The sequence below is a fragment of the Paenibacillus provencensis genome, assembly GCF_042678545.1.
Classification (GTDB): Bacteria; Bacillota; Bacilli; order Paenibacillales; family Paenibacillaceae; genus Paenibacillus; species Paenibacillus provencensis.
In genome coordinates this window covers 3260641-3280689 of sequence record NZ_JBHTKX010000001.1, presented here as the reverse complement: position 1 = coordinate 3280689, position 20049 = coordinate 3260641, and the positions used below count along the sequence as shown (strand labels likewise).

Sequence of the window (20049 nt, the reverse complement as noted above, 5' to 3'; positions counted from 1 at the left end):
TTATGCATCAAAGGTTTGGTTTGATGTTTGACCGGAAGCCGTCTTATTTTTCTTACCTAATTTCTGTGGCAGTACAATGAGTGCCGGAACAAGCATAGGGAGAAGAATGAAGCACAGTATGATAAGTCCGGCCATCACCGCCGTTGCCAGCTCAATCAGCAGGACAAGCCCGGATGGGATCAGTGTAGCGAACGTACCGCCGAGAATGATCATTGCCGATATGATGACTCCTCCGATATTTTTCGCAGACTGAACAAGTGCTGCAGTCGGGTTAAGATCGCCATACTCCTTATAACGCATCATGAAGAAGATACTATAATCGACGCCGACGGCAACGATAATGATGAAGGAGAAGAATGGAACGAAGGAGGACACCCCGTCAGCTCCCAAGATCTGATACGTTACAAAATTCGTTGCAGCCATAGCCGTGTAATAGGAAGCGATCAGCGCCAAAATAATGTAGATGGATGGCAGAAGTGATTTAATGACGAACAACAGCACGATAAATACGCCGAGAATAACAAGAATGGCTGTACTGTTAAAGGACTCAAGCTGCGCCTTGTTCGTGTCATATGTGAAGGAGCTTGGTCCCGCAGCACCATAGGAGGACCCATCAAGGACCGTGCCCTTCAGACTTGCAGCCAGTGTTTCGTTAATGTCCTCAATCGTGTCCATGGCTCCCATAGAGTATGGATCTTCCTTCAGAATAACCATCATCTTCGTTACCTTACGGTCATCGGACATGAAGGTATCGAGCGATGTCTTGAATTCTTCTGCTTCGAGCGCTTCCTTCGGGATGAAGAAGGTCTTCGCTTGTTCATATTGAGACAAGAAGTCACCGGTCTGATCCAGTCCTTCGGAAATATCGTTCAGACCGTTGCCGCTCTGACCAAGGCCGTCCTTCAGGCTGCCCATACCGCTCGACAGCTGGGATAATCCGCTGGAGAGCTCCTGCTGTCCTGCATTGACCTGAGCAAGCGCATCATTCAGCGTATCCATGTTCGATGTAATGACAGAGGAGCCGTCTGCACCTTCGGATAGACCGGAGGAGAGCTGCTTCGCTCCTTGTTCCAGCTCATTCAGACCGGGCAGAATTTGCTCTTGACCGCTGTTGACCTGAGCCAAGCCGCCTGCAGCTGTATCAAAGCCGCTGTTCAGCTTGCCATAATTCTCATTCAGCTCATTCAAACCGCCTGTGATCTGGGCGAGTCCGCCTTCGAGTGCAGGGCCCTGGGCTTTGAGCTGATTGTAAGTCTCGTCTTGCTGCAGCTCGGTGTGACGGTCGCCAAGAGCCGAGACTAAAGTATTGATGCCTGCCATACCGGTTTGTATAACTGGAAGCTGCTCGGAGAGTGCAGTATATCCGCTGCGAAGCGCTTCGTATTGGCTCTGAATTTCCGTAAGTCCACTCGACAGCTTTCCGGTACTGGATACGATAGAGCCGAGTCCGTTCCTAATCTCTGCAATACCTGCAGCAAGGCCTTCTGCACCCGCAGCTCCGTCATCAAGTCCGCTTCCCAGCTGTCCTACGGCATCGGTCAGCTGGCGGTAGCCGGACTCAATCTCGCTCGATCCGGATACGAGCTCATCGACCTGAGAGAAGTCAGGTGTAGATAAGCCTTCCTCCATCTGGCTCAGACCATCTTTGATTTGGTCTACTCCGTCTTTGGAAGCTGAGATGCCTCCCGTAATCGTTTCGGCTTGACTAGAGACATAGAAGTCCTCGATCGGCTCAAACTGAGGCTGGGTCACACTGGATACCTGATCTACACCAGGCAGGCTCTTCAATGTATTCGTGACCTGATCCAGCGCAGCGAGTGCTTCGTTGTTGTCCATCGGCTCATCCGATTCAATAACGACATTGGTCGGCAGCGCCTGACCTTTGCTGAAATTGTCCGCAACAAGGCTGAAGCCTTTGGTTGATGGATAGCCGTTGCCAAGCTCCTTCAGCTGGTCAAACGACAGTGTCTGCTTGCTGAACATCAACACAGGGATCATCACCAGGATGATGAGAACCGTCGTAAGAACCGGAAAACGCACCGAAATGGATGTCAGCTTACCCCAGAACTTACTGTCCTTATGACCTGCATCCTGTTTCGAAGGCCAGAACAGCTTCGGTCCGAGCGTCTTCATGAAGAATGGTGTTAATGTATAGATTTGAGCAATCAGGATGACCGTACCGATCGCCACGACATTGGCAGATTGGTAAATACCGAAGTCAGAGAAGCTGAGTGCCGCGAAGGCAATGAACACCGTGAGCGTACTGTAAAAAATAGTCTTGCCCGCTGTACGGTACGTTGTCGATATCGCCTCATCAACGCCTGCTCCATGGGACAGCTCTTCCTTGAAACGATTAAACAGCAGGATGTTATAGTCCGTTCCGATCCCAAACAGGATGAGGACCAGCAGCATCTGCGTTACACTGGTCACCGGAAAATCGAGCTTGTCGATAATCTGCGCCGCAATCCCCATCGAGACGAGATAAGTAATCCCGACCGTCAGCAGAGAGATGAATGGAATCAGTGCAGACCTGAACATGATAATGAGAACGATAAGTATAAAGGCAACAGTCAGGGCAGCGCTTTTTTCCACCCCGATGATGGTCGCTTCCAGGTAGTCGTTCTGGATGAAATCTTCACCGCTTAAGTAAAAATCCGTATCGACACCGGACAGCTCGGATTCAAGCTCCTGCTTGATGTCCTTGACCTCACGGTCACCCTTATCAATGCTGAAGCTGACCATAAGGGTGGTCTCATTCTCCGAGATGAGCGAGGATTTCGCTTCCGGTGTTCCGAACGGATCCAGGAGCTCGGTAATGCCAAGGCCGGACATGTTATCGCGGATGTTGCTAATGCCTGTTTCAATGTCTGCGAGCTCGGTGTCTGATAATTTGTCTTCGTTATGAAAAACAATAATATTGCTCGTACCCTTATCACCGTCAATCTTCTTCAGCATTTGACTGGCGACTTTGGAAGGACTGTCCTCTGTAAGCGGATCCTGTCCTCTCTCATGCAGAATGGCATTCACATCGGGCTGAAATACAGTCAATAGACCTGCCAATGCCAGCCATACGACTAGAATGAGCACCCGCCATTTGACGATTCTTTGCATTCTCTCCGAACTCCTTTTTCTATAGATAGATTAGTAAACACATGTTCATTTTACGAGCAAAAAAAACCAATGATGACCTCACCGGTTTAATTTTTTCGCGAATCCTTCTCCAAATACGTACAGCTGCTCATCTACCAGGTATTTGATGGTGCTGCCGTCCTCGTAATCACGCAGAATGATACAGATGCTCTCAATCAGGGTGGTGGCAAACATCTGAACGGCCAATTGATCCCTCGCATCATGAAGGGCCGGTATGTCCTTCGCGATCAGCATGACCTTCTCCAAAATTTGCGCAACAATCTGAATTAAATCCTGCTTGGCCTGTTCGTAAGCGGACCCCTGACTTAACGTCAGCAATATCTTGATCTCAACGCTCGACTCCTTCAGCAGTTCCACGAGCGTATCATCTACGAGCTGGATACAGTTGAGCGTTTCAAAGGCATCAATCGTATTTGTTTGGTCAATGGCCTCCTTAATATCCATCGTATACTTGATAAACTGGATGTATGTCGGTTCAAGCAATGCGTGGAAGAGGTCATCTTTGTTCTTGAAATACCGATATATATTACCCGTCGTAATGCTAGCCGTACTTGCAATTCGCCTCATAGAAGATTGAGCATAACCGTACTGTTCAAATTCGGAGAGGGCCGCGGCAAGAATGCGGTCTTTGATTTCTTCTTTTAACGTTTGCATTAATGAACACCTGTTTACTATTAAGATGATGGTATTAGTATAGAGGAGTGGAATGCGATTTACAAGCATCAATTGGATTCCATGACAAAGCTAAAGTTGATTCATGCAGAATATTTTTATTTAGAAAAAGGGCGGTTATTACTATGCAAGGGCTGGGAAGGTGCTATAATAGTGTGGCAATTGATTCAAATACACTGAAAAAGAGATGATGAGCTTTGAATTCGCCGGAACCCTATATACGACCCAAAACGACCTCAGCAGCCATGCTGAATAAATATTTTACAGGTAAGACGCTTGATTATAAGCAAATGATCGCGATTATTATCCCGATATTTGTGGATCAAGCTTTTATTATTTTGATGAGTCTGCTAAATACCGCCATGATCAGCTCCTCCGGAGTCGCCGCTGTCAGTGCGGTGAGCATGGTCGATTCCTTGAATATTTTCCTCATAAACGTATTTGTCGCCGTTGCGACGGGAGGAACCGTCATTGTTGCCCAATACAAGGGCAGCGGCAATTCCCAGATGGCAGCCAAATCCGCTACACAGGCCATATCCGCTGTCGCCATTCTATCCATAATCATCTGTGTGCTCGTGATCGCTTTTCATACTCCCATATTGAATCTGTTATTTGGCGGAGCAGAAGCCGCTGTGTTTGACAATGCCAGGCTGTACCTGATCGGGAGCTGCTTGACCTATCCTTTTATTGCAATATTTCAGGCAGTTACAGGAGTGCTGCGAGGTGTGGCGGAGACAAGACCCTGCCTTATTCTATCGCTCATTATGAACCTGACCTTTCTTGGACTGAACATTCTGTTCATCACGGTGCTGGATATGGGCGTTATGGGCCTCATCATATCCATGCTGACTGCAAGAATTATCGGGACGGCAGCCTCGCTGTATTATCTCGTGAAGATCAATCAGTCCTTGCTGTTCCGTATCAAAAATCTATTGAAGCTTGATTTTTCCATCCTTAAGAAAATCATGACCATCGGCATTCCGTTTGCCGCAGAGCAGATGTTCTTCAATGGTGGGAAGCTGCTTACACAGACCTTTATTGTTCAGCTTGGCACATTCGCGATTACGGCAAATGCCATTGCCGGCTCCATATCGCTTGTGTTCCAGATCGGCGGCAGCGCGCTGAGCATCGCGATTGTCACCATTGTCGGGCAATGTATCGGCAACAAAAATACCGAGGATGCCCGCAAATTTATTAGATCATTGCTCTGGCTGTCGAGCCTTTTCTTTGTCTTCATTGCAGCCATCTTGCTGCCGCTGTTCCCATTTGTGGTTCAGCTGTTTTCGCCGCCTGAGGAGATTGTGCCAGTTATCTTTGGACTGACACTGCTGATTGCCATTGCTCAGCCATTTCTGTGGTCCGCGAGCTTTATTCTTCCTTCTGCGCTTCGTGCGGCAGGGGATTCCAATTTTACGTCCATCACATCGCTCCTGTCGATGTGGCTGCTGCGCATCGCTCTTGGCTATGTGCTTGGTATCACGCTCGGCTACGGCATCATGGGCGTCTGGATTGCCATGGTCGTTGAATGGGGCGTACGCGGCCTGATCTTCTGGCTCAGATTCCGGGGCGAGAAGTGGTACAGTCGGAAGCTGATTTAAGGGGGAAAATACTCTTTGTCCGTCCAAGCTGATGGGGAAGGAGTATTTTTTTTGAAATCATTTCCTGGAAAATTCGTATCCTACTCATAAGTGATGTGAGTATAAGCTGGAGGGCGAATTATGAAATATATGACTATCGCTGCTGTTATTCTGATGCTGCTGTTGATGGGGTGTACTCAGTCAGAGGAGATTTCTTTTGTAGGGGAAAGTGATCATTGGACAGGTAAATACACGGCAATAATCGGTGAGTCCAGCGAAGATGGAGATTTCATATTCGAGTATAAGCTGGGGGGACCGCAAGAGGTTCATTTCTCTAACTTGGAGGTTTATGCAGATGATAAGAAGAATATATTCAAGGACGAGGAATACAATTCCCGGAGGGTCACAATGTCCAGAAGCTGTTCCGGCTGTTCTGTGACACGGAAGGAAGCTGAGCTTCTGGTGAAGATTAAATGGGATGGACAGGAAGAGTCGTTTGTACTAAAGCCACAATCGTAGACTATATCTCCGAGATAAAGCACACAATATATTCGATAAGGCAAATCCCCTTTTAACGAAGAAGTAGGCCTGATCTATCGAAGTCAAAGAGCGTTCAAGTCTCATCCGCCTTGGATAAAACTTGACAGCTCTTTTTTTGTCGGAATATGTCAATAGTTAGACAGTTTATCTCTCTTCAGGAATGTGCTAAATTAGTATAGTTCGTTTTTATTTGAAATATAGCTCTTTAAGGAGGATCTGCACCATTGGATTGGCAGGATATTTTGTTTAAATTTATCGGGGGATTAGGGATATTCCTGTTCGGTATTAAGTATATGTCGGACGGCCTGCAGAAATCAGCCGGCGACAAAATGCGCGGCTTGCTGGAGAAGTATACATCTAACCCTATTCTTGGGGTGCTGTTCGGGATTGGAGTCACGATTCTGATTCAGTCGTCTTCAGGGACGACCGTCATGGCCATTGGTCTTGTGAATGCAGGGCTGATGACGCTTCGTCAGGCCATTGGGGTTGTTATGGGTGCGAATATCGGAACAACGATGACCGCATTCATCGTCGGGATCAAGATTGAGGAATATGCTTTACCGATTATTGCTATCGGTGCATTCTTCTTGTTCTTCTTTAACAAAAAGCGTTTCCAGTATATCGGGCAAATTATTTTTGGATTCGGTACCTTGTTCCTTGGTCTATCGACCATGAGCGGAGGTCTTAAGCCGCTTCGGGAAATGCCGGTATTCACAGATTTCATGGTACAGCTGTCAGATCAGCCGATTCTCGGACTTATTGTCGGTACGGTCTTTACGATTATTGTCCAGAGCTCAAGCGCAACCATCGGGATCTTGCAGACGATTGCGGATGAGGGCATGATCAGCCTTCAAGGTGCGCTGCCAATTCTGTTCGGAGACAACATCGGGACGACAATTACTGCGGTTCTCGCATCTATCGGAGCTACGGTAGCGGCGAAGAGAACTGCGCTCGTCCATGTAATCTTTAACGTGGTCGGCTCGATTATCTTCCTTATACTGCTTCCCGTGGTGCATGCAGTCGTGCTCTGGATCGGAGAAGGTGTCAACATCCGGATGCAGATTGCTTATGCGCACGGTATATTTAACGTAACGAATACACTGATCTTCCTCCCGCTAATTCCGGTACTCGCCTGGATTGTAACGAAGGCGGTTCCTGGTAAGTTACAGGAGATCCAGTTCAAGGCGATTTATCTGGATGACCGTTTGCTTGCAACTCCAGCCTTAGCGCTAGGACAAGCACAGCACGAAATTGTTCGTATGGGGCAATTTGCACGTGAGTCTTTGCAGGACGCAACAGGTTATTTCCTTAAGAAGGACAACAATCTTGCCGAACTTGCGCTGCAAAAAGAACAGCTCATTAATGAGCTGAACCGTAAAATTACAGATTATATTATTAAGATTCATCAGAATAATGATGGTCTTGCTGCAGGCGAAACGGAGAAAGCGACAGGCTGGTTCCAGACGGTCAGCGATATTGAGCGGATTGGAGACCATGCGGAGAATATGGTCGAGCTTGCTGAGTATAGTATTACGAACAAGCTGGAATTCTCCAAGGAGGCAACTGCTGAGCTCACGGAAATGATCGAACTCGCAGATCAAGCCGTAGAACAAGCGATTATCGCGCTGGAGCATCAGAATGAAGAAGCGGCGCGAGCTGTTCTTGATCATGAGAGCCAGCTGGATGAGCTTGAAGTGAAATTCCGCAAGAATCATATCCAGCGCCTGAACCAGAATCTCTGTTCCGGAGGAACGGGAGCTATCTACCTGGATATCCTGACCAATCTTGAGCGGATCGGGGATCATAGCAAAAATATCGCTCAGTTTGTACTCCACGAGCAGCACTAAGCTTCCTTAATTGGCATTCGAGCTGTCAGCATAATAATTTATTAAATGATAAAGTGCTTCTCTTATTCACTGCAAACAATTAGTGGTAAGAGAGGTGCTTTTTTTTGTATGCATGCTTAGGGTCAAAGTCAGTTATCTGGCATTCAGAAATCTGAAATTCTGGGTAGGGCCCTCTAGGCATGAACCGCTCGCCAATCCTTATTCTCATCATAGTATGCAAACAAGGAACAGCTCACGATGAACGAAGCTGCATGACAAGAAGAGGGGCGGGGGTATGAACGATCAGGAAAGACCTATATTACACCGGCTGAGAGCAGAGATCCGTGAACGAATCAGCAATCTTCAACGTCTCCAGGAGGATGACGGTTCGTGGAGGCTTCCGTTTGAGACGGGACCGATGACCGATGCATATATGATTATTCTTCTGACAGTGATGGAGATGGAGGATGAGCTAGTGGTACCGCTCGTTCAGCGGCTGAAGAATCGTCAGTCAATCAGCGGGGCATGGCAGCTGCATGACGATGATGAAGGTCACTTGTCTTCCACTGTCGAAGCTTACACGGCACTTCTGCTCTCAGGATATGGTGAGCGCAGCGATCCGATGATGAAGCGGGCAGAGGCATATATAGTCGCACATGGCGGTGTAGAGGGAGCCCATATTTCTACCAAGTTCATGCTTGCGCTGAATGGGCTGTATCCATGGCCTGCGGTGTATCCGGTTCCGCTCTATCTCATCCAGCTGCCAAGGTTCAGTCCGTTAAGCTTTCACCGCTGGAGCTCTTATGTGCGTTCACATTTTGCCTCTATCCTCATCCTCGGTTATCACAAGTTCTCCATTTCTCCTTCCTCCGATATGAATCTCTTTCATTTATTTGTGACAGATAAATACGAAAAATTACGAAGACGGCATCGAAAAAAGCAGACTCCAGGCTCTGAGAAGATGGGGCATGGACATCGTTCTTACGCGAAAGCGGCCCTTCAAAAAGCAGAGCAGTATATCATTCAAAATATCGAAGAAGACGGGTCGCAGTATAGCTACGCCAGCAGTACCTTTTTTATGATTTATGCCCTGCTTGCTGCAGGATACAAGCGCGAATCACCAATCATTCAGCAGGCGGTAGATGGGCTGAAGAGCTTCAGCTGTTTGATCTCAGCTGATGAGCCTGAGCTTCATATTCAGAATTCTCCATCCACGGTCTGGGATACGGCGCTGATCAGCTATGTGATGCAGGAGGCTGGAGCAGATCCGCAGGATGTGGCGGTAAGCCGGGCGATACGTTACCTGCTGCCTTTGCAGCTGCCAAGGGGGATTATGCCGAATCAGAGAAGCTCATATCCAGGGGGTTGGGGATTCTCGGAGAGCAACTCAGTTAATCCCGATGTGGATGATACACAGGCCGTGCTGAGGGCACTCAGCCGGTTGTCTGGGCAGGGAGACGGGGTCTGCCGCAGGGCATGGAGGTCGGGTGTACAGTACCTATTCCATATGCAGAATAAGGATGGAGGGTGGGCGGCCTTCGAGAAGAACAGTACAGCAGCTGTGGTCAGGCTGTTTCGCATTCCGAACTTTGTCGATACAGCGGCAGACCCCTCCTGTGCAGATATTACCGGGCGGGTAATGGAGTTCTTGGGAAGTCATATGGGGCTCAGCCTGTCCCACTCACGGGTTCAAGATGCGGTAAGCTGGCTCCTGAAGCAGCAGAATAGGGATGGATCGTGGTATGGAAGATGGGGTGTGTCCTATATATATGGGACATGGGCTGCCGTGACGGGGTTGAGAGCAGCAGGTATACACCCCGATCATCCTGCGATTCAGAAGGCAGTGAATTGGCTGTGGAGCATCCGGTTGCCAGATGGCGGATGGGGGGAATCCTGTGCGAGCGATGTTCTGCGGAGATATAAGCCCGCTCCCTACTCTACCGTAGTGCATACCGCCTGGGCATTGGACACGCTGATCTCGGTCTATAATTATCCTGTTCAAGAAATGGACGATAGCATAAAGAATCTCATAGAGTGGGGCAGAGCAGGGGATCAGCGGTCTACTTATCCAACCGGAGCAGGACTACCGGGGCATTTTTACATTTATTATCACAGCTACCCGCGCGTCTGGCCGCTGCTCACTATGAGCCACTATGTGAAGAAGTACAATTAAAAATCCAATTTAAAATGCAATTTCAAATGCAATTGTGAAATTTAAGCTAGTATATCATTCGAGCGGAATCTACCCATTTTTAAAATTTGGGGAGACACACGCCCTGTCCTTTTCGCTTGCCAAGCATATTGTTAATTATCGTCATTGAATCGAAGAAGCTTCTTGCTGTTCCTCTGACGAGAATACAAGCGTATACGAAGGGAGATTTCAGTATGGCCAATCTCGATCCGGAGCTGATGGGAACATTTCGTCGTAAGATGAAAAACCCAAGACATTTTCACCAGGTGTGCGGCATTTTATGCTCGAAGCGCTGCGAGGACCTAAGACATCATGGAAGATGCTGCGGAATGATCGATGAGCTGTCCCGGTGTCTTAACGTACCTGTTACTCCTTATCAACGGGAGAATGCTGCACAGTGGCTGATGACCTGCGGCGTAGACCCTCAAAACCGGTACCACCGCAAACAAATGTGGAACATGGTGTGGGGCAGAAGATAAGTGGCGTTTCAAGGAAGGACTGTCTGGGAGGACAGTCTTTTTTCTTCCTAACAAGTAAACTGGAGAAAGTCAGTAACAAAACCATATAGAGAAAATTTTGTTTACATACCCAATCCACGGCCAGCTTATAGGGAGCATACTATTATATTGAGCTGGAGGGGATCCTCTGTGCGAATAATACTCGGAACTTTTTTTCGTGCTATAAGGTAGTTCTTTAGATTTACGTAATTTCTTTTGTGGCATACAGTGCTTATGAAGAAGGGATATCGCCCAGCTAATGAATCAGACCGTATAGTACTAGAAGACAAAGCATAATTGCGCGAAAATAATCTTCAATATTTAATCTTCACCTTTAGGAGTGAGCCCGTTGTTCTTGTGAAAGACCCGATACTTCGCGCAATCATAAACTGAGCGGCATAGTATGTCGTCATAATCAGCACACCGGCGTCGGGAATGTCTTCTATAAACATATTCCAAGCTAAAATAGAGTCCGAAATCACAAACAGCAGGCTCCCAATCATCGCCCACACACTGCCTGTCATCATAGCAGACCACAGCATGAGCGAAATGACAGTGACATATATCATGACGGGAATAACCAGCCCGGTAAACTCGGCTGATGCTCCAATATCACCTGCAAGCTTTCCGCCCATAAACCAGGCATAGATGCCAATGGGAATTAGACTTAACAAGCGGACCCACGAGAACCGCCATAAGCCGAGAAAAGCTGCCAGGTAAAACAGATGGCCGACGAGAAACGTGCCCAGCCCGAACACGAACCATATTGGCAGTAGGCCGTCACCGAGCATGCAGAAGAGCAGGCCTGCGAGCAGCAGCCAATGAGAAGGACGTCGATCCGCAGGGAACTGCAAATATGCATATAGAATAATGAGCCCCATCGGAATCAGCTTAAATAGTAATTTTACACCGAATGGATCTTCCGGAATGAAGAAGATGTATAATAGGCTCATCATGAGGATGAGAAGAGGCAAGAACCATTTTCTCCAAACGTACATCATGTAGAGACACTCCTTATGAAAGGGTTTAAATTAGCAAATTCATATAGATATTATATTAGATCGTTAGGAAAGTCATGGTAAATTAGTGAATGAAAAGAGAGGAGACCATGATGCTCAATTATCTGATTCCTAGGCCGCAGACGATCTCTATTTTGCACGAAGTAAGTAATGAATTCTACTTCCAAGGGAGCGGAAGGCTGTCGCTTAAGACTTTTTCGAATGGACGAGCATTGTACGAAACCGGGCAGGGAACCTATGCCGTAGAGGAAGAGAAATATTTGTTGTTAAACCAAGGTCAAGAATACTCCATCACGATTGAGAGCAGAGAACCGGTAGAATCCTTTTGTGTCTTTATCACGGAGGAAGGAATCGAGGACCTGAAGCGTACATTAATGCTGCCACCGGAACTGCTGCTGGAAGATCCCTTTGACTCAGGAGACGGCACCACAAGCTTTATGGAAAAAACCTATACGAACCAGCACATGTCCATACTGCTTAAACGACTGAAAGGCGCTTATGTGCACTTTCGCCATGATCCAGTGTGGATGGAAGAGAGACTTCATGAGCTGGGCTCGGTCCTGCTCAAGGACCATCAAAAGGTACATTATGAAAGACAAAGGCTGACATCCATTAAATCTTCTACCCGAGCGGAGCTCTACCGAAGAGTACAGATCGGTCATGAATATCTCTCCGCTTACTTTAACAGACAGATCATCATCCAAGACGCGGCTGTGGCGGCATGCATGTCTGGCAATCATTTTCTACGAAGCTATAAGCAGCTATTCGGAAGGAGCCCGCATCAGTATTTAACAGAGCGCAGGCTTCAAGAGGCTAGAAAAATGCTGCGCACTACCAACCTGACAGTCACGGAAATTTGCATGGAGGTAGGCATTCAGAGCCCCAGCTCCTTTAGTTTATTGTTCTCGAAGTGGTATGGCATTTCTCCGATTGCATTCAGGCAAAAAAAGTGATTTTCGATAAGCAGACAAGTTACATATAGAGTTACGCTGTAAGCAAGATAAGCTGATTTCTATTTCTTACTTTGGAGAAACGTCAGTTGAAACTATAATGCCGGGAGATGACGGAGCATATGGAAATGGTAAACCTGAAAATATCGGACTTGTTTAAGGCGTTGATCGCTGGGGACACGGCAAAAGTACTGGGGCTGCTTGAAGAGCAGCCCCATCTCGCTAATACAGAGAATGAAGATGGACTAACACCGCTTGCTTATGCTGGACATCTAGGTTTTACGGAAATCGTACAGGCTCTGCTAGAGTACGAAGTTGAGGTTAATGCCGTCACTCACTCCCAAATTTCATATATTCCCTCCAATACGGCGCTGCATGCTACCATTGCAGGGGAACGAAGTCTTGAGATCATCCGTCTTCTTCTAGCCCGTGGGGCAGATCCGCGCATTGTGGATAGTAATGGACACACCCCGCTGCATTCGGCTGCGTATCATGCGGATAGCCTAGAGATGATACAGTTGCTGCTGGAGCATGGGGCTGAATGGGACAAACTCACTCCGGAAGGAGAAACCGCGCTTCAAATTGCGGATGGACAGGGGAATCAGAGGGTGGCGGAGATGCTTAGGCAGATTATATCGAAGCAGCAATGACACTATTGACTTGCAGCAGCGCTGCTTACCAAGGTGAAGCTGACTTTTGACTTTATGGAGCGGTATCCGGCAGAGTGCTCTGGTGGACAGAAGCAGCGAATTGCCATTGCAAGAGCCTTGACGATGTCTCCCCGGCTGCTCGTAGCCGATGAGATTACGTCAGCGCTGGATCCGCTCACAGAAGGTTTCCAATTCGATCGAGCTTCTCTCAACAATGGATGATACTGAGAAGTATAGTGGAGTAAAGTGCAATGAAGTGAAGCAAAGTGAAGTGACCCAGGTGTGGAATCCTGTAGGGTCACTTTTTTTTATAATCTCAATCTGCGATGAGAAGTAGAGTAAAACAAAGCATAGCGATCAATCATCCTTAGCCTTTGCACAATTCTGCTGTAAATCTGCTCTAAAGACGAAATCAAGGCAAATTCGCCGACTGTCTGATTTTACCCTCAATGTAGGTATCCCTTATGATTTGATCAGAAATCATGTTGCAGGGAAAGAGCGGAGGAGATGACGTATGAATGCGGTTGAGATTCAGCATCTGACCAAGCAATACGGCAAGGCAAGAGGGATTATTGATGTGAGCTTTTCGATTGAGGAAGGCGAAATCTTTGGTTTTATTGGGCCGAACGGGGCCGGCAAATCAACAACGATCCGGACACTGCTGGCTCTCATCTATCCCACATGCGGTACAGCCTCGATCTTCGGAAAAGACTGCATTCGTCACAGCTCGGAGATTAAGAAGGAGATCGGATATCTGCCAGCGGAGGTTTTCTATTACGATCATATGAGGGTCGTGGATCTACTCAAGTATTCGGCCAGCTTCTACAAGAAGGATTGTACGAAACGCATGAAGGAGCTCGCGGAGCGGATGGACTTGGACCTCAGCAAGAAGATCGAGAATCTGTCACTCGGCAACAAGAAGAAGGTAGGTATCGTCCAAGGACTTCTTCACAGTCCCCAATTACTTATCCTCGATGAGCCGACGAGTGGACTTGACCCGCTGATGCAGCATACGTTCTTCGAACTATTGAAGGAGGAGAACGAACGAGGGGCTTCGATCTTATTTTCCTCCCATATCTTGAGCGAAGTTCAGCGGCTGTGTAACCGGGTGGCGATCATTAAAGAAGGAAGGATCGTAACCGTGGAGAAGATCAGCGCTCTCAAGGAGAGCAATTACAAAAAGTTTGCGATTGAAACGGCAGTTTCTCTGGACCCGCAGCAGCTGGATATGGACGGTGTAAGTCATATTACGGCAGAGGGGAGCATCACCCGGTTTTTGTTCAAGGGAAATTTGAATCAGATCCTGCAGAGGCTGGCACATATCGAAATGGATAATCTATGGATCGAGGAGCCGAATCTCGAAGAAATCTTCATGCATTACTATGACAGGGAGGCTTGATTCAAGGTGAATATGTTTCTCTTTGAACTGAAGTCATATCGTAAATCACTGCTGATCTGGTCCTTGTCCATCATTGGCGTTATGGTATTTCTCCTCTCCTTATTCCCATCCATCTCAAGAGAGTTCGATGCCTTTGCGCAGATTCTTGAGGGGTATCCAGAACCGTTCAGGCAGGCGTTCGGTATTCACATTGAAAGCATGGGTACGTTTCTCGGGTTCTACACTTATATATTTATGTACATTACGCTGTGCGGAGCGATTCAGGCGATGCTGCTGGGCATGTCGGTCGTATCCCGGGAAACCCGGGAGAGAACCGCCGATTTCCTCCTGACGAAGCCGGTGACTCGAACCAGGGTGCTCACGTCTAAGCTGCTGGCTGCATTCGTATCGATCTTGCTGACCAATGTGCTGTATCTTGCTGCTTCCTGGCTTATGGCTGAACAGCTTCAATCTGGTGCTTACGATGTGAAATTGTACTTCATGATCTCCATTACACTGCTGTTTGTTCAGCTGATGTTTGTTGGTCTTGGGCTCATCGCTTCCGTGCTGCTGCCGATAATTAAAGGGGTTCTTCCTGTATCTCTTACGACGGTGCTCGTATTTTATATCATTGGGATGCTGGTGTCTGGTGACGAGGGAGGGCTGAAGCGGTACTTGTCACCGTTCAAATATTTTGACACAAAACGGGTCTTGGAGACGGTAAGCTATGAAACCTTTTATATAATCGCCGCTGCCGGAATCGTTATTTTATGTACTGCTGTCTGTTACCACATCTATATAAGAAGGGACATTTCTGCCTAGCTGTACGGGAGGGTGAGATCATGAACATATTTTGGAGAGAAACGAAAGCGTACAGCAAGAGCCTGCTGTTCTGGAGCATCGGCATTGTGCTGCTATTAGTGAGTGGAATGAATAAGTTCGAAGCGACAGCTGCCGGAGGCGAACTGAATCAGGTGATCGAAGGTATGCCTGAATCCCTTCAAGCTCTAATGGGGGCGGGTGCCTATGATCTGTCGAAGGCAAGCGGATATTATGGAATGCTTATGCTGTACCTGTTCTTCGCAGTCACCATTCATGCCGTAACCCTCGGAGCCAATATTATTGCCAAAGAGGAGCAGGACAGAACGGCGGAGTTCCTATTCACCAAGCCCTTGTCCAGAAATGCGATCATATCCGCGAAAATATTGGCGTCGCTGCTGCAAATTTTCATCCTTAATCTTGTGACCTGGGGATCGAGCATTCTGATTGTCGGTATGTACAATAACGGAGAGCAGGTAAATGACGATATTGCTGTTCTAATGATCGGTATGCTCTTTCTTCAGATCATCTTTCTCCTCGTCGGCACGACGCTCGCCTCAGTATCCAAGCGTGTGAAGCAGGCGGCATCTGTATCATCAGGTATTTTGCTCGCTGCGTTCATCTTATCCATAGCTATTGATCTGAATGAGAGACTTGAAGGCTTGAAGTACTTTACGCCCTTCAAGTATTTTGAGGCCAAGGAGATGATGTACGGAGGAGGACTTGATCTTATCTACGTTCTTCTGTCTGTGCTTATCATTGCAGTCTTGCTTATCGTCACCTTTACGGCCTTCCGAAAGCGGGATTTGATGGTGTAAGTTCACACTAAGAAATTGCCTGTATAATCCAGTTATGTTATCATAACAATAGAAATAAGGACGGTTCGCAGCCGTCCTCAGCACAATAGCTTGGTGGGTACTCCTCCGAGTGTGTTACTAAAGGCCGAAGAAGTGACCCAGGTGCGGAAACCTAAGGGGTCACTTCTTTTTTGAATCGATGTATGTCAGTAACGCTATGATAAAGCCAGCGAACAATAACATATCGGCAAAAGAGAAGTGCATGAGCCTCACCTCCTTTCCGGAGGAAGACCCGCCCACCTAGGCGTATCGTACAACCATATTATACCATGTAGTCCTGAGAAATCAGGGCTTATTGTTGTCTTTAATAGAAGTAGCACGTAACCCTAAAGAAATTGCCTGTATAATCCAGTTATGTTATCATAACAATAGAAATAAGGACGGATGGCCGTCCGTCCTCAGCACAATAGCTTGGTGGGAACTCCTCCGAGTGATGTTATAAGTCGGAAGAAGTGACCCGGTTGCCAAACCTAAGGGGTCACTTCTTTTTTGAATCGATGTATGTCAGTAACGCTATATTAAAGCCAGCGAACAGCAACATATCGGCAAAAGAGAAGTGCATTAGCCTCACCTCCTTTCCGGAGGAAGACCCGCCCACCTAGGCGTATTGTGCAACCATATTATACCCTGTAGTCCTGAGGAATCAGGGCTTTTTTGTTTTATTTATAGAACGCATGTTTGCTGACAAAGTAGTGTCTCTTGGTCCTGTCATAATGAAAAAAATCACTGGGTATATGGCTCTGAATTGTGTGTTTATCTCGATGGAATTTAGTTTGGAAATTGTGTTGAGCTATCTGATCATGATGCTGAGTGAGAGGAAAAGGATTAACCGAGTGCAAAAAGGACTCTGAACATTAAATCAATCTAATTGTTGGAGAAAGAAAAAGGGGCTGGTTTGAACCTGATCGCAATCATTTTTTCGCAATAACGAAGAGATGGATGAGAGAATTTCAGGATCTACACCAAAAATCCATCCTTATTTTTCATTTTATTGCAAAAATGTATGACATATTCCCATATTGTTCTATATAATAGGAAATATAGTTCTGAGGTAGTGACTACTACTAAAACTTTTGATTTATGTAATTTGATTAAATCTATGATGACTAGGAGTATAGATCTATGTCTGACAAATTTTTTCGTTGGTTTAAGATTATTCACGCGATTCAAGCAAGACCTGGCATAACAGCTCCGGAGCTGGCTGAGAAGTGTGAGTCGAATGAACGAACCATTTATCGAGATTTGCGGGCACTTGATACACTGGTCCCTATTACGAGTATCGGGTATGGCAAGGGATATGCTTTTACAGGGAATTTCGCCATGTTTCCATTTAATTGGACCGAGGAAGAAGAGCTGGTGTTTACAATGCTCCCTTCCTTCGTGGATCAGACCAACTTTCCGCCCGGATTCGACAGTGCTTACGACAAAGTAATGTCCTCTCATTATCGCAAGAAACATAAGGATCAGGAGCTTCTCCAAAATGTGACAGATATCATCCAGATGGGCTCGCCTGCGTATAGGGAGGATTCCCCGAATTACTTGCTGCAGGTCATTCAGGCAATTCTGGAGGAAAAAAGGATAAAGGTTCAATACCATACCCAGAGCCGAAACGAGCTGACGGAACGAGAGATTGCTCCATATTATCTGGTTCCACGGGATCAACGTTTTTATCTGATTGGATATTGTCATCAGGCGAAGGAGATTCGTACATTTCGGTTAAGCCGTTTTCGCTCCATGGAGGTGACAGAGACACACTTCGACCGCAGGGATTTCAATCTAAAGAGTTATATGAAGAACACATGGTCCATCGAGCGAGGAGAGCAGCAGATTCACTTCAAAGTAAAGTTCTCCGCTGATGTAGCAAGATACATAAAGGAAGAAGAACTGTTTATTAGTCCAAAGATGAAAGATTTGAAGGATGGAAGTCTCTTATTTGAGGTAACGCTGAATCATGACAGAGAGTTTCTGAATTGGCTAAGCCAGTATGGTCCAGATGCAGAGATCCTGGAGCCAGTGAGTTACCGGGAAGTGATGAGGGAGCGGCTGGAGAAGTGGAGTCGGTTGTACACGGAATGAGGAGGAGAATAAGATTCTCAAGCAAATATTAAGCTGGTTTAAGAGTGAGAAGAAGCAAGAAGTTAATAAGATAGTAAAGAAGGAAGTTAAAAAGGAACATAAGAGCACATCAGTAAAAGCAAAGGCGAAAGTAGCTCCCACACGTATTGGTGAGCTTGGGGAGCACAAGATCAATATTCAGCTGGATCAGCTTCCGCAAGAATGCAGGTATATCAGTGATTTAATGCTTGTGAATCCCAAGTCACGTTCTGGATACTCTCAGATCGATCATGTTGTCGTGTCTCCGTATGCGATATTCGTGATTGAAACGAAGAATTATACCGGAGAGATCAAAGGAAAGAAGGAAGACAGGGAGTGGAGTGTGAGCAATCGATACAAGCTTTACAGCCCACTAAGACAGAACTATGGACATATTAAAGCGATTCAATCACATCTCCCAGATATTAAGGTTCCCTATGTTTCGATGATTTCTTTTACGATGCGATGCAGATTTAATGTCGATCCAGAGCTCAGAAAGATTCAGTCGAATGAGCTGATTATATATGATGTGGAGCTTTCTGAGTTTATTCAAAGGAAGATTAGTAGATTGAAAATGGAAGGTAAGAGCCCAATGCTTTCCAAGACTGAGATTATAGAAATAGTAGAGAAGCTGAGAGAATTAAATATAGTAGATCCTGTTTTAAGACAACAGCATGTAAAAGGGGCAAAAAATGCTTCAACATCATAAATTTTTCTAAAGTAGACAGGTTCACTCAAGAAATTAATAAGCATTTTCCTAGGGGGATATGAAAATGGCGTTGTGGTTATTTCGTGCAGGGCGGTCTGGTGAGTATGAGTCCAAATTTCTTAGTGATCAAAGAGTCTATTTAACTTGGGATGAACTGAATATCGATTTAAGAAGTTTTAAAGAAAGATCTGATTTAATCGAATATCTAATGAATGATTATGAAGTAGAGAAGCTAGGCAGAGCAAGAAATTGGGCAAGCCAAATCATACCGATTGCAAGCGAGATGAAAAAAGGAGATTGGGTTGTATTACCTAGCAAACACAAATCTGCTATTCATATTGGTGAGATCGTGGGAGACTATGAGTTCCATCCAGATCATAGTAATCCTTATTACCACAGCCGAAAAGTGAATTGGTTCGCCACTGATATTCCAAGAACCAATTTTGATCAAGATCTCTTATATTCACTTGGAGCCTTTATGACTGTCTGCCGGATATCAAGAAACGATGCAGAAGAACGAATTAAAGCGATGCAAAAGAATAACTGGATGACCAGCGGTTCAAAAGTTCAAATTAATATCCCTAGCCAAGATCCTCAACAAGATATCGAGAATATGTTTGATCTTGAAGAATACGCAAATGACGCGATTGCCAAATATATTATTCGCAAATTTAAAGGGCATGGCATGGCTAGAATTATTGATGCTATTTTAAGGGCAAAAGGTTTCACCACCTATATAAGTCCAGAAGGGCCGGATAAAGGTGTGGATATTTTGGCTGCTCCAGGAAATCTAGGCTTTGGTACTCCAAAAATTTGTGTGCAAGTGAAGACATCAGATACGCCAGTTGACAGACCAACCTTAGATCAATTAATTGGAACCATGCATAACCACAAAGCAAGTCATGGATTATTAGTATCTTGGGGCGGGTTCAAAAGCTCCGTCGATAAAGAAGTCGCAGCACAATTCTTTAATGTGAGATTGTGGGATCAAAAGGCGATTATCAGTGAGCTACTAGAAACATACGACTCGCTAGATGCAGATATAAAGGCAGAAATTCCTTTGAAAAGAGCATGGCTTTTAGCTGGTGAAGAATAAAGTGAGTGCAGTTTTCCACGTAAT

Annotated in this window: 18 protein-coding genes; 14 read left to right on the top strand and 4 right to left on the bottom strand. The window is 46.2% G+C overall.

The features are described from left to right. Together ACFQ3J_RS15710 and ACFQ3J_RS15705 are read right to left on the bottom strand one after the other, a co-directional pair. Entirely contained in the window at window positions 1-3111 is a 3111-nt protein-coding gene (locus ACFQ3J_RS15710; protein ID WP_251582578.1) for an MMPL family transporter, read from the bottom strand. Window positions 3112-3189: 78 nt separating this feature from the next. Continuing rightward, window positions 3190-3804 carry a TetR/AcrR family transcriptional regulator gene (locus ACFQ3J_RS15705; protein ID WP_251582577.1) on the bottom strand — a complete coding sequence of 205 codons (615 nt, stop codon included), beginning with the start codon at window positions 3802-3804 and terminating at the stop codon, window positions 3190-3192. 263 nt (window positions 3805-4067) lie between these two features. Here ACFQ3J_RS15705 and ACFQ3J_RS15700 point away from each other — a divergent pair, with 263 nt between their 5' ends. The 5 genes from ACFQ3J_RS15700 to ACFQ3J_RS15680 all read left to right on the top strand — a co-directional run bounded on the left by ACFQ3J_RS15700 (window position 4068) and on the right by ACFQ3J_RS15680 (window position 10435). Continuing rightward, on the top strand, window positions 4068-5420 hold the full coding sequence (locus ACFQ3J_RS15700) for an MATE family efflux transporter (protein ID WP_251582781.1): 1353 nt from the start codon (window positions 4068-4070) through the stop codon (window positions 5418-5420). Window positions 5421-5540: 120 nt separating this feature from the next. Further along, window positions 5541-5918, top strand: coding sequence for a hypothetical protein (locus ACFQ3J_RS15695; RefSeq protein WP_251582576.1), 378 nt, complete (start codon window positions 5541-5543; stop codon window positions 5916-5918). 245 nt (window positions 5919-6163) lie between these two features. Continuing rightward, the gene (locus ACFQ3J_RS15690) at window positions 6164-7786 is read left to right on the top strand and encodes a Na/Pi cotransporter family protein (protein ID WP_251582575.1); all 1623 of its coding nucleotides are present in this window, start codon (window positions 6164-6166) and stop codon (window positions 7784-7786) included. Window positions 7787-8060: 274 nt separating this feature from the next. Further along, window positions 8061-9938 carry a terpene cyclase/mutase family protein gene (locus ACFQ3J_RS15685; protein WP_251582574.1) on the top strand — a complete coding sequence of 626 codons (1878 nt, stop codon included), beginning with the start codon at window positions 8061-8063 and terminating at the stop codon, window positions 9936-9938. Window positions 9939-10150: 212 nt separating this feature from the next. Continuing rightward, entirely contained in the window at window positions 10151-10435 is a 285-nt protein-coding gene (locus ACFQ3J_RS15680) for a hypothetical protein (protein WP_139237016.1), read from the top strand. 332 nt (window positions 10436-10767) lie between these two features. On the opposite strand, the gene ACFQ3J_RS15675 is transcribed toward ACFQ3J_RS15680, so the two are convergent. Beyond that, window positions 10768-11454: a lysoplasmalogenase gene (locus ACFQ3J_RS15675; protein WP_251582573.1), complete on the bottom strand. Its 687-nt coding sequence runs from the start codon at window positions 11452-11454 to the stop codon at window positions 10768-10770. Between the two features lie 107 nt (window positions 11455-11561). Here ACFQ3J_RS15675 and ACFQ3J_RS15670 point away from each other — a divergent pair, with 107 nt between their 5' ends. The 6 genes from ACFQ3J_RS15670 to ACFQ3J_RS15645 all read left to right on the top strand — a co-directional run bounded on the left by ACFQ3J_RS15670 (window position 11562) and on the right by ACFQ3J_RS15645 (window position 16087). Beyond that, window positions 11562-12425 (top strand): helix-turn-helix transcriptional regulator, encoded by an 864-nt coding sequence (locus ACFQ3J_RS15670; RefSeq protein WP_251582572.1) that lies wholly within the window; start codon window positions 11562-11564, stop codon window positions 12423-12425. Window positions 12426-12544: 119 nt separating this feature from the next. Next, complete coding sequence (locus ACFQ3J_RS15665) at window positions 12545-13072, top strand: ankyrin repeat domain-containing protein (protein ID WP_251582571.1); 528 nt, start codon at window positions 12545-12547, stop codon at window positions 13070-13072. A 33-nt stretch (window positions 13073-13105) separates the two neighbouring features. Next, window positions 13106-13294, top strand: a complete 189-nt coding sequence (locus tag ACFQ3J_RS15660) for an ATP-binding cassette domain-containing protein (protein WP_311286519.1) — start codon at window positions 13106-13108, stop codon at window positions 13292-13294. A 292-nt stretch (window positions 13295-13586) separates the two neighbouring features. Next, on the top strand, window positions 13587-14471 hold the full coding sequence (locus tag ACFQ3J_RS15655) for an ABC transporter ATP-binding protein (RefSeq protein ID WP_251582570.1): 885 nt from the start codon (window positions 13587-13589) through the stop codon (window positions 14469-14471). A gap of 12 nt (window positions 14472-14483) precedes the next feature. Next, window positions 14484-15272: an ABC transporter permease subunit gene (locus tag ACFQ3J_RS15650; protein WP_251582779.1), complete on the top strand. Its 789-nt coding sequence runs from the start codon at window positions 14484-14486 to the stop codon at window positions 15270-15272. A gap of 20 nt (window positions 15273-15292) precedes the next feature. After that, complete coding sequence (locus ACFQ3J_RS15645; RefSeq protein WP_251582568.1) at window positions 15293-16087, top strand: ABC transporter permease subunit; 795 nt, start codon at window positions 15293-15295, stop codon at window positions 16085-16087. Between the two features lie 159 nt (window positions 16088-16246). Here ACFQ3J_RS15645 and ACFQ3J_RS15640 read toward each other — a convergent pair whose 3' ends face one another. Continuing rightward, window positions 16247-16309, bottom strand: a complete 63-nt coding sequence (locus ACFQ3J_RS15640) for a putative holin-like toxin (RefSeq protein WP_368665071.1) — start codon at window positions 16307-16309, stop codon at window positions 16247-16249. Between the two features lie 939 nt (window positions 16310-17248). On the opposite strand from ACFQ3J_RS15640, the gene ACFQ3J_RS15635 reads away from it, so the two are divergent. The 3 genes from ACFQ3J_RS15635 (at window position 17249) to ACFQ3J_RS15625 (ending at window position 20025) form a co-directional block, all read left to right on the top strand. Continuing rightward, the gene (locus ACFQ3J_RS15635) at window positions 17249-18202 is read left to right on the top strand and encodes a helix-turn-helix transcriptional regulator (RefSeq protein WP_251582566.1); all 954 of its coding nucleotides are present in this window, start codon (window positions 17249-17251) and stop codon (window positions 18200-18202) included. 13 nt (window positions 18203-18215) lie between these two features. Next, entirely contained in the window at window positions 18216-18929 is a 714-nt protein-coding gene (locus tag ACFQ3J_RS15630) for a nuclease-related domain-containing protein (RefSeq protein ID WP_311286637.1), read from the top strand. A 64-nt stretch (window positions 18930-18993) separates the two neighbouring features. After that, window positions 18994-20025: a restriction endonuclease gene (locus ACFQ3J_RS15625; RefSeq protein ID WP_251582564.1), complete on the top strand. Its 1032-nt coding sequence runs from the start codon at window positions 18994-18996 to the stop codon at window positions 20023-20025. Window positions 20026-20049 lie beyond the last annotated feature (24 nt).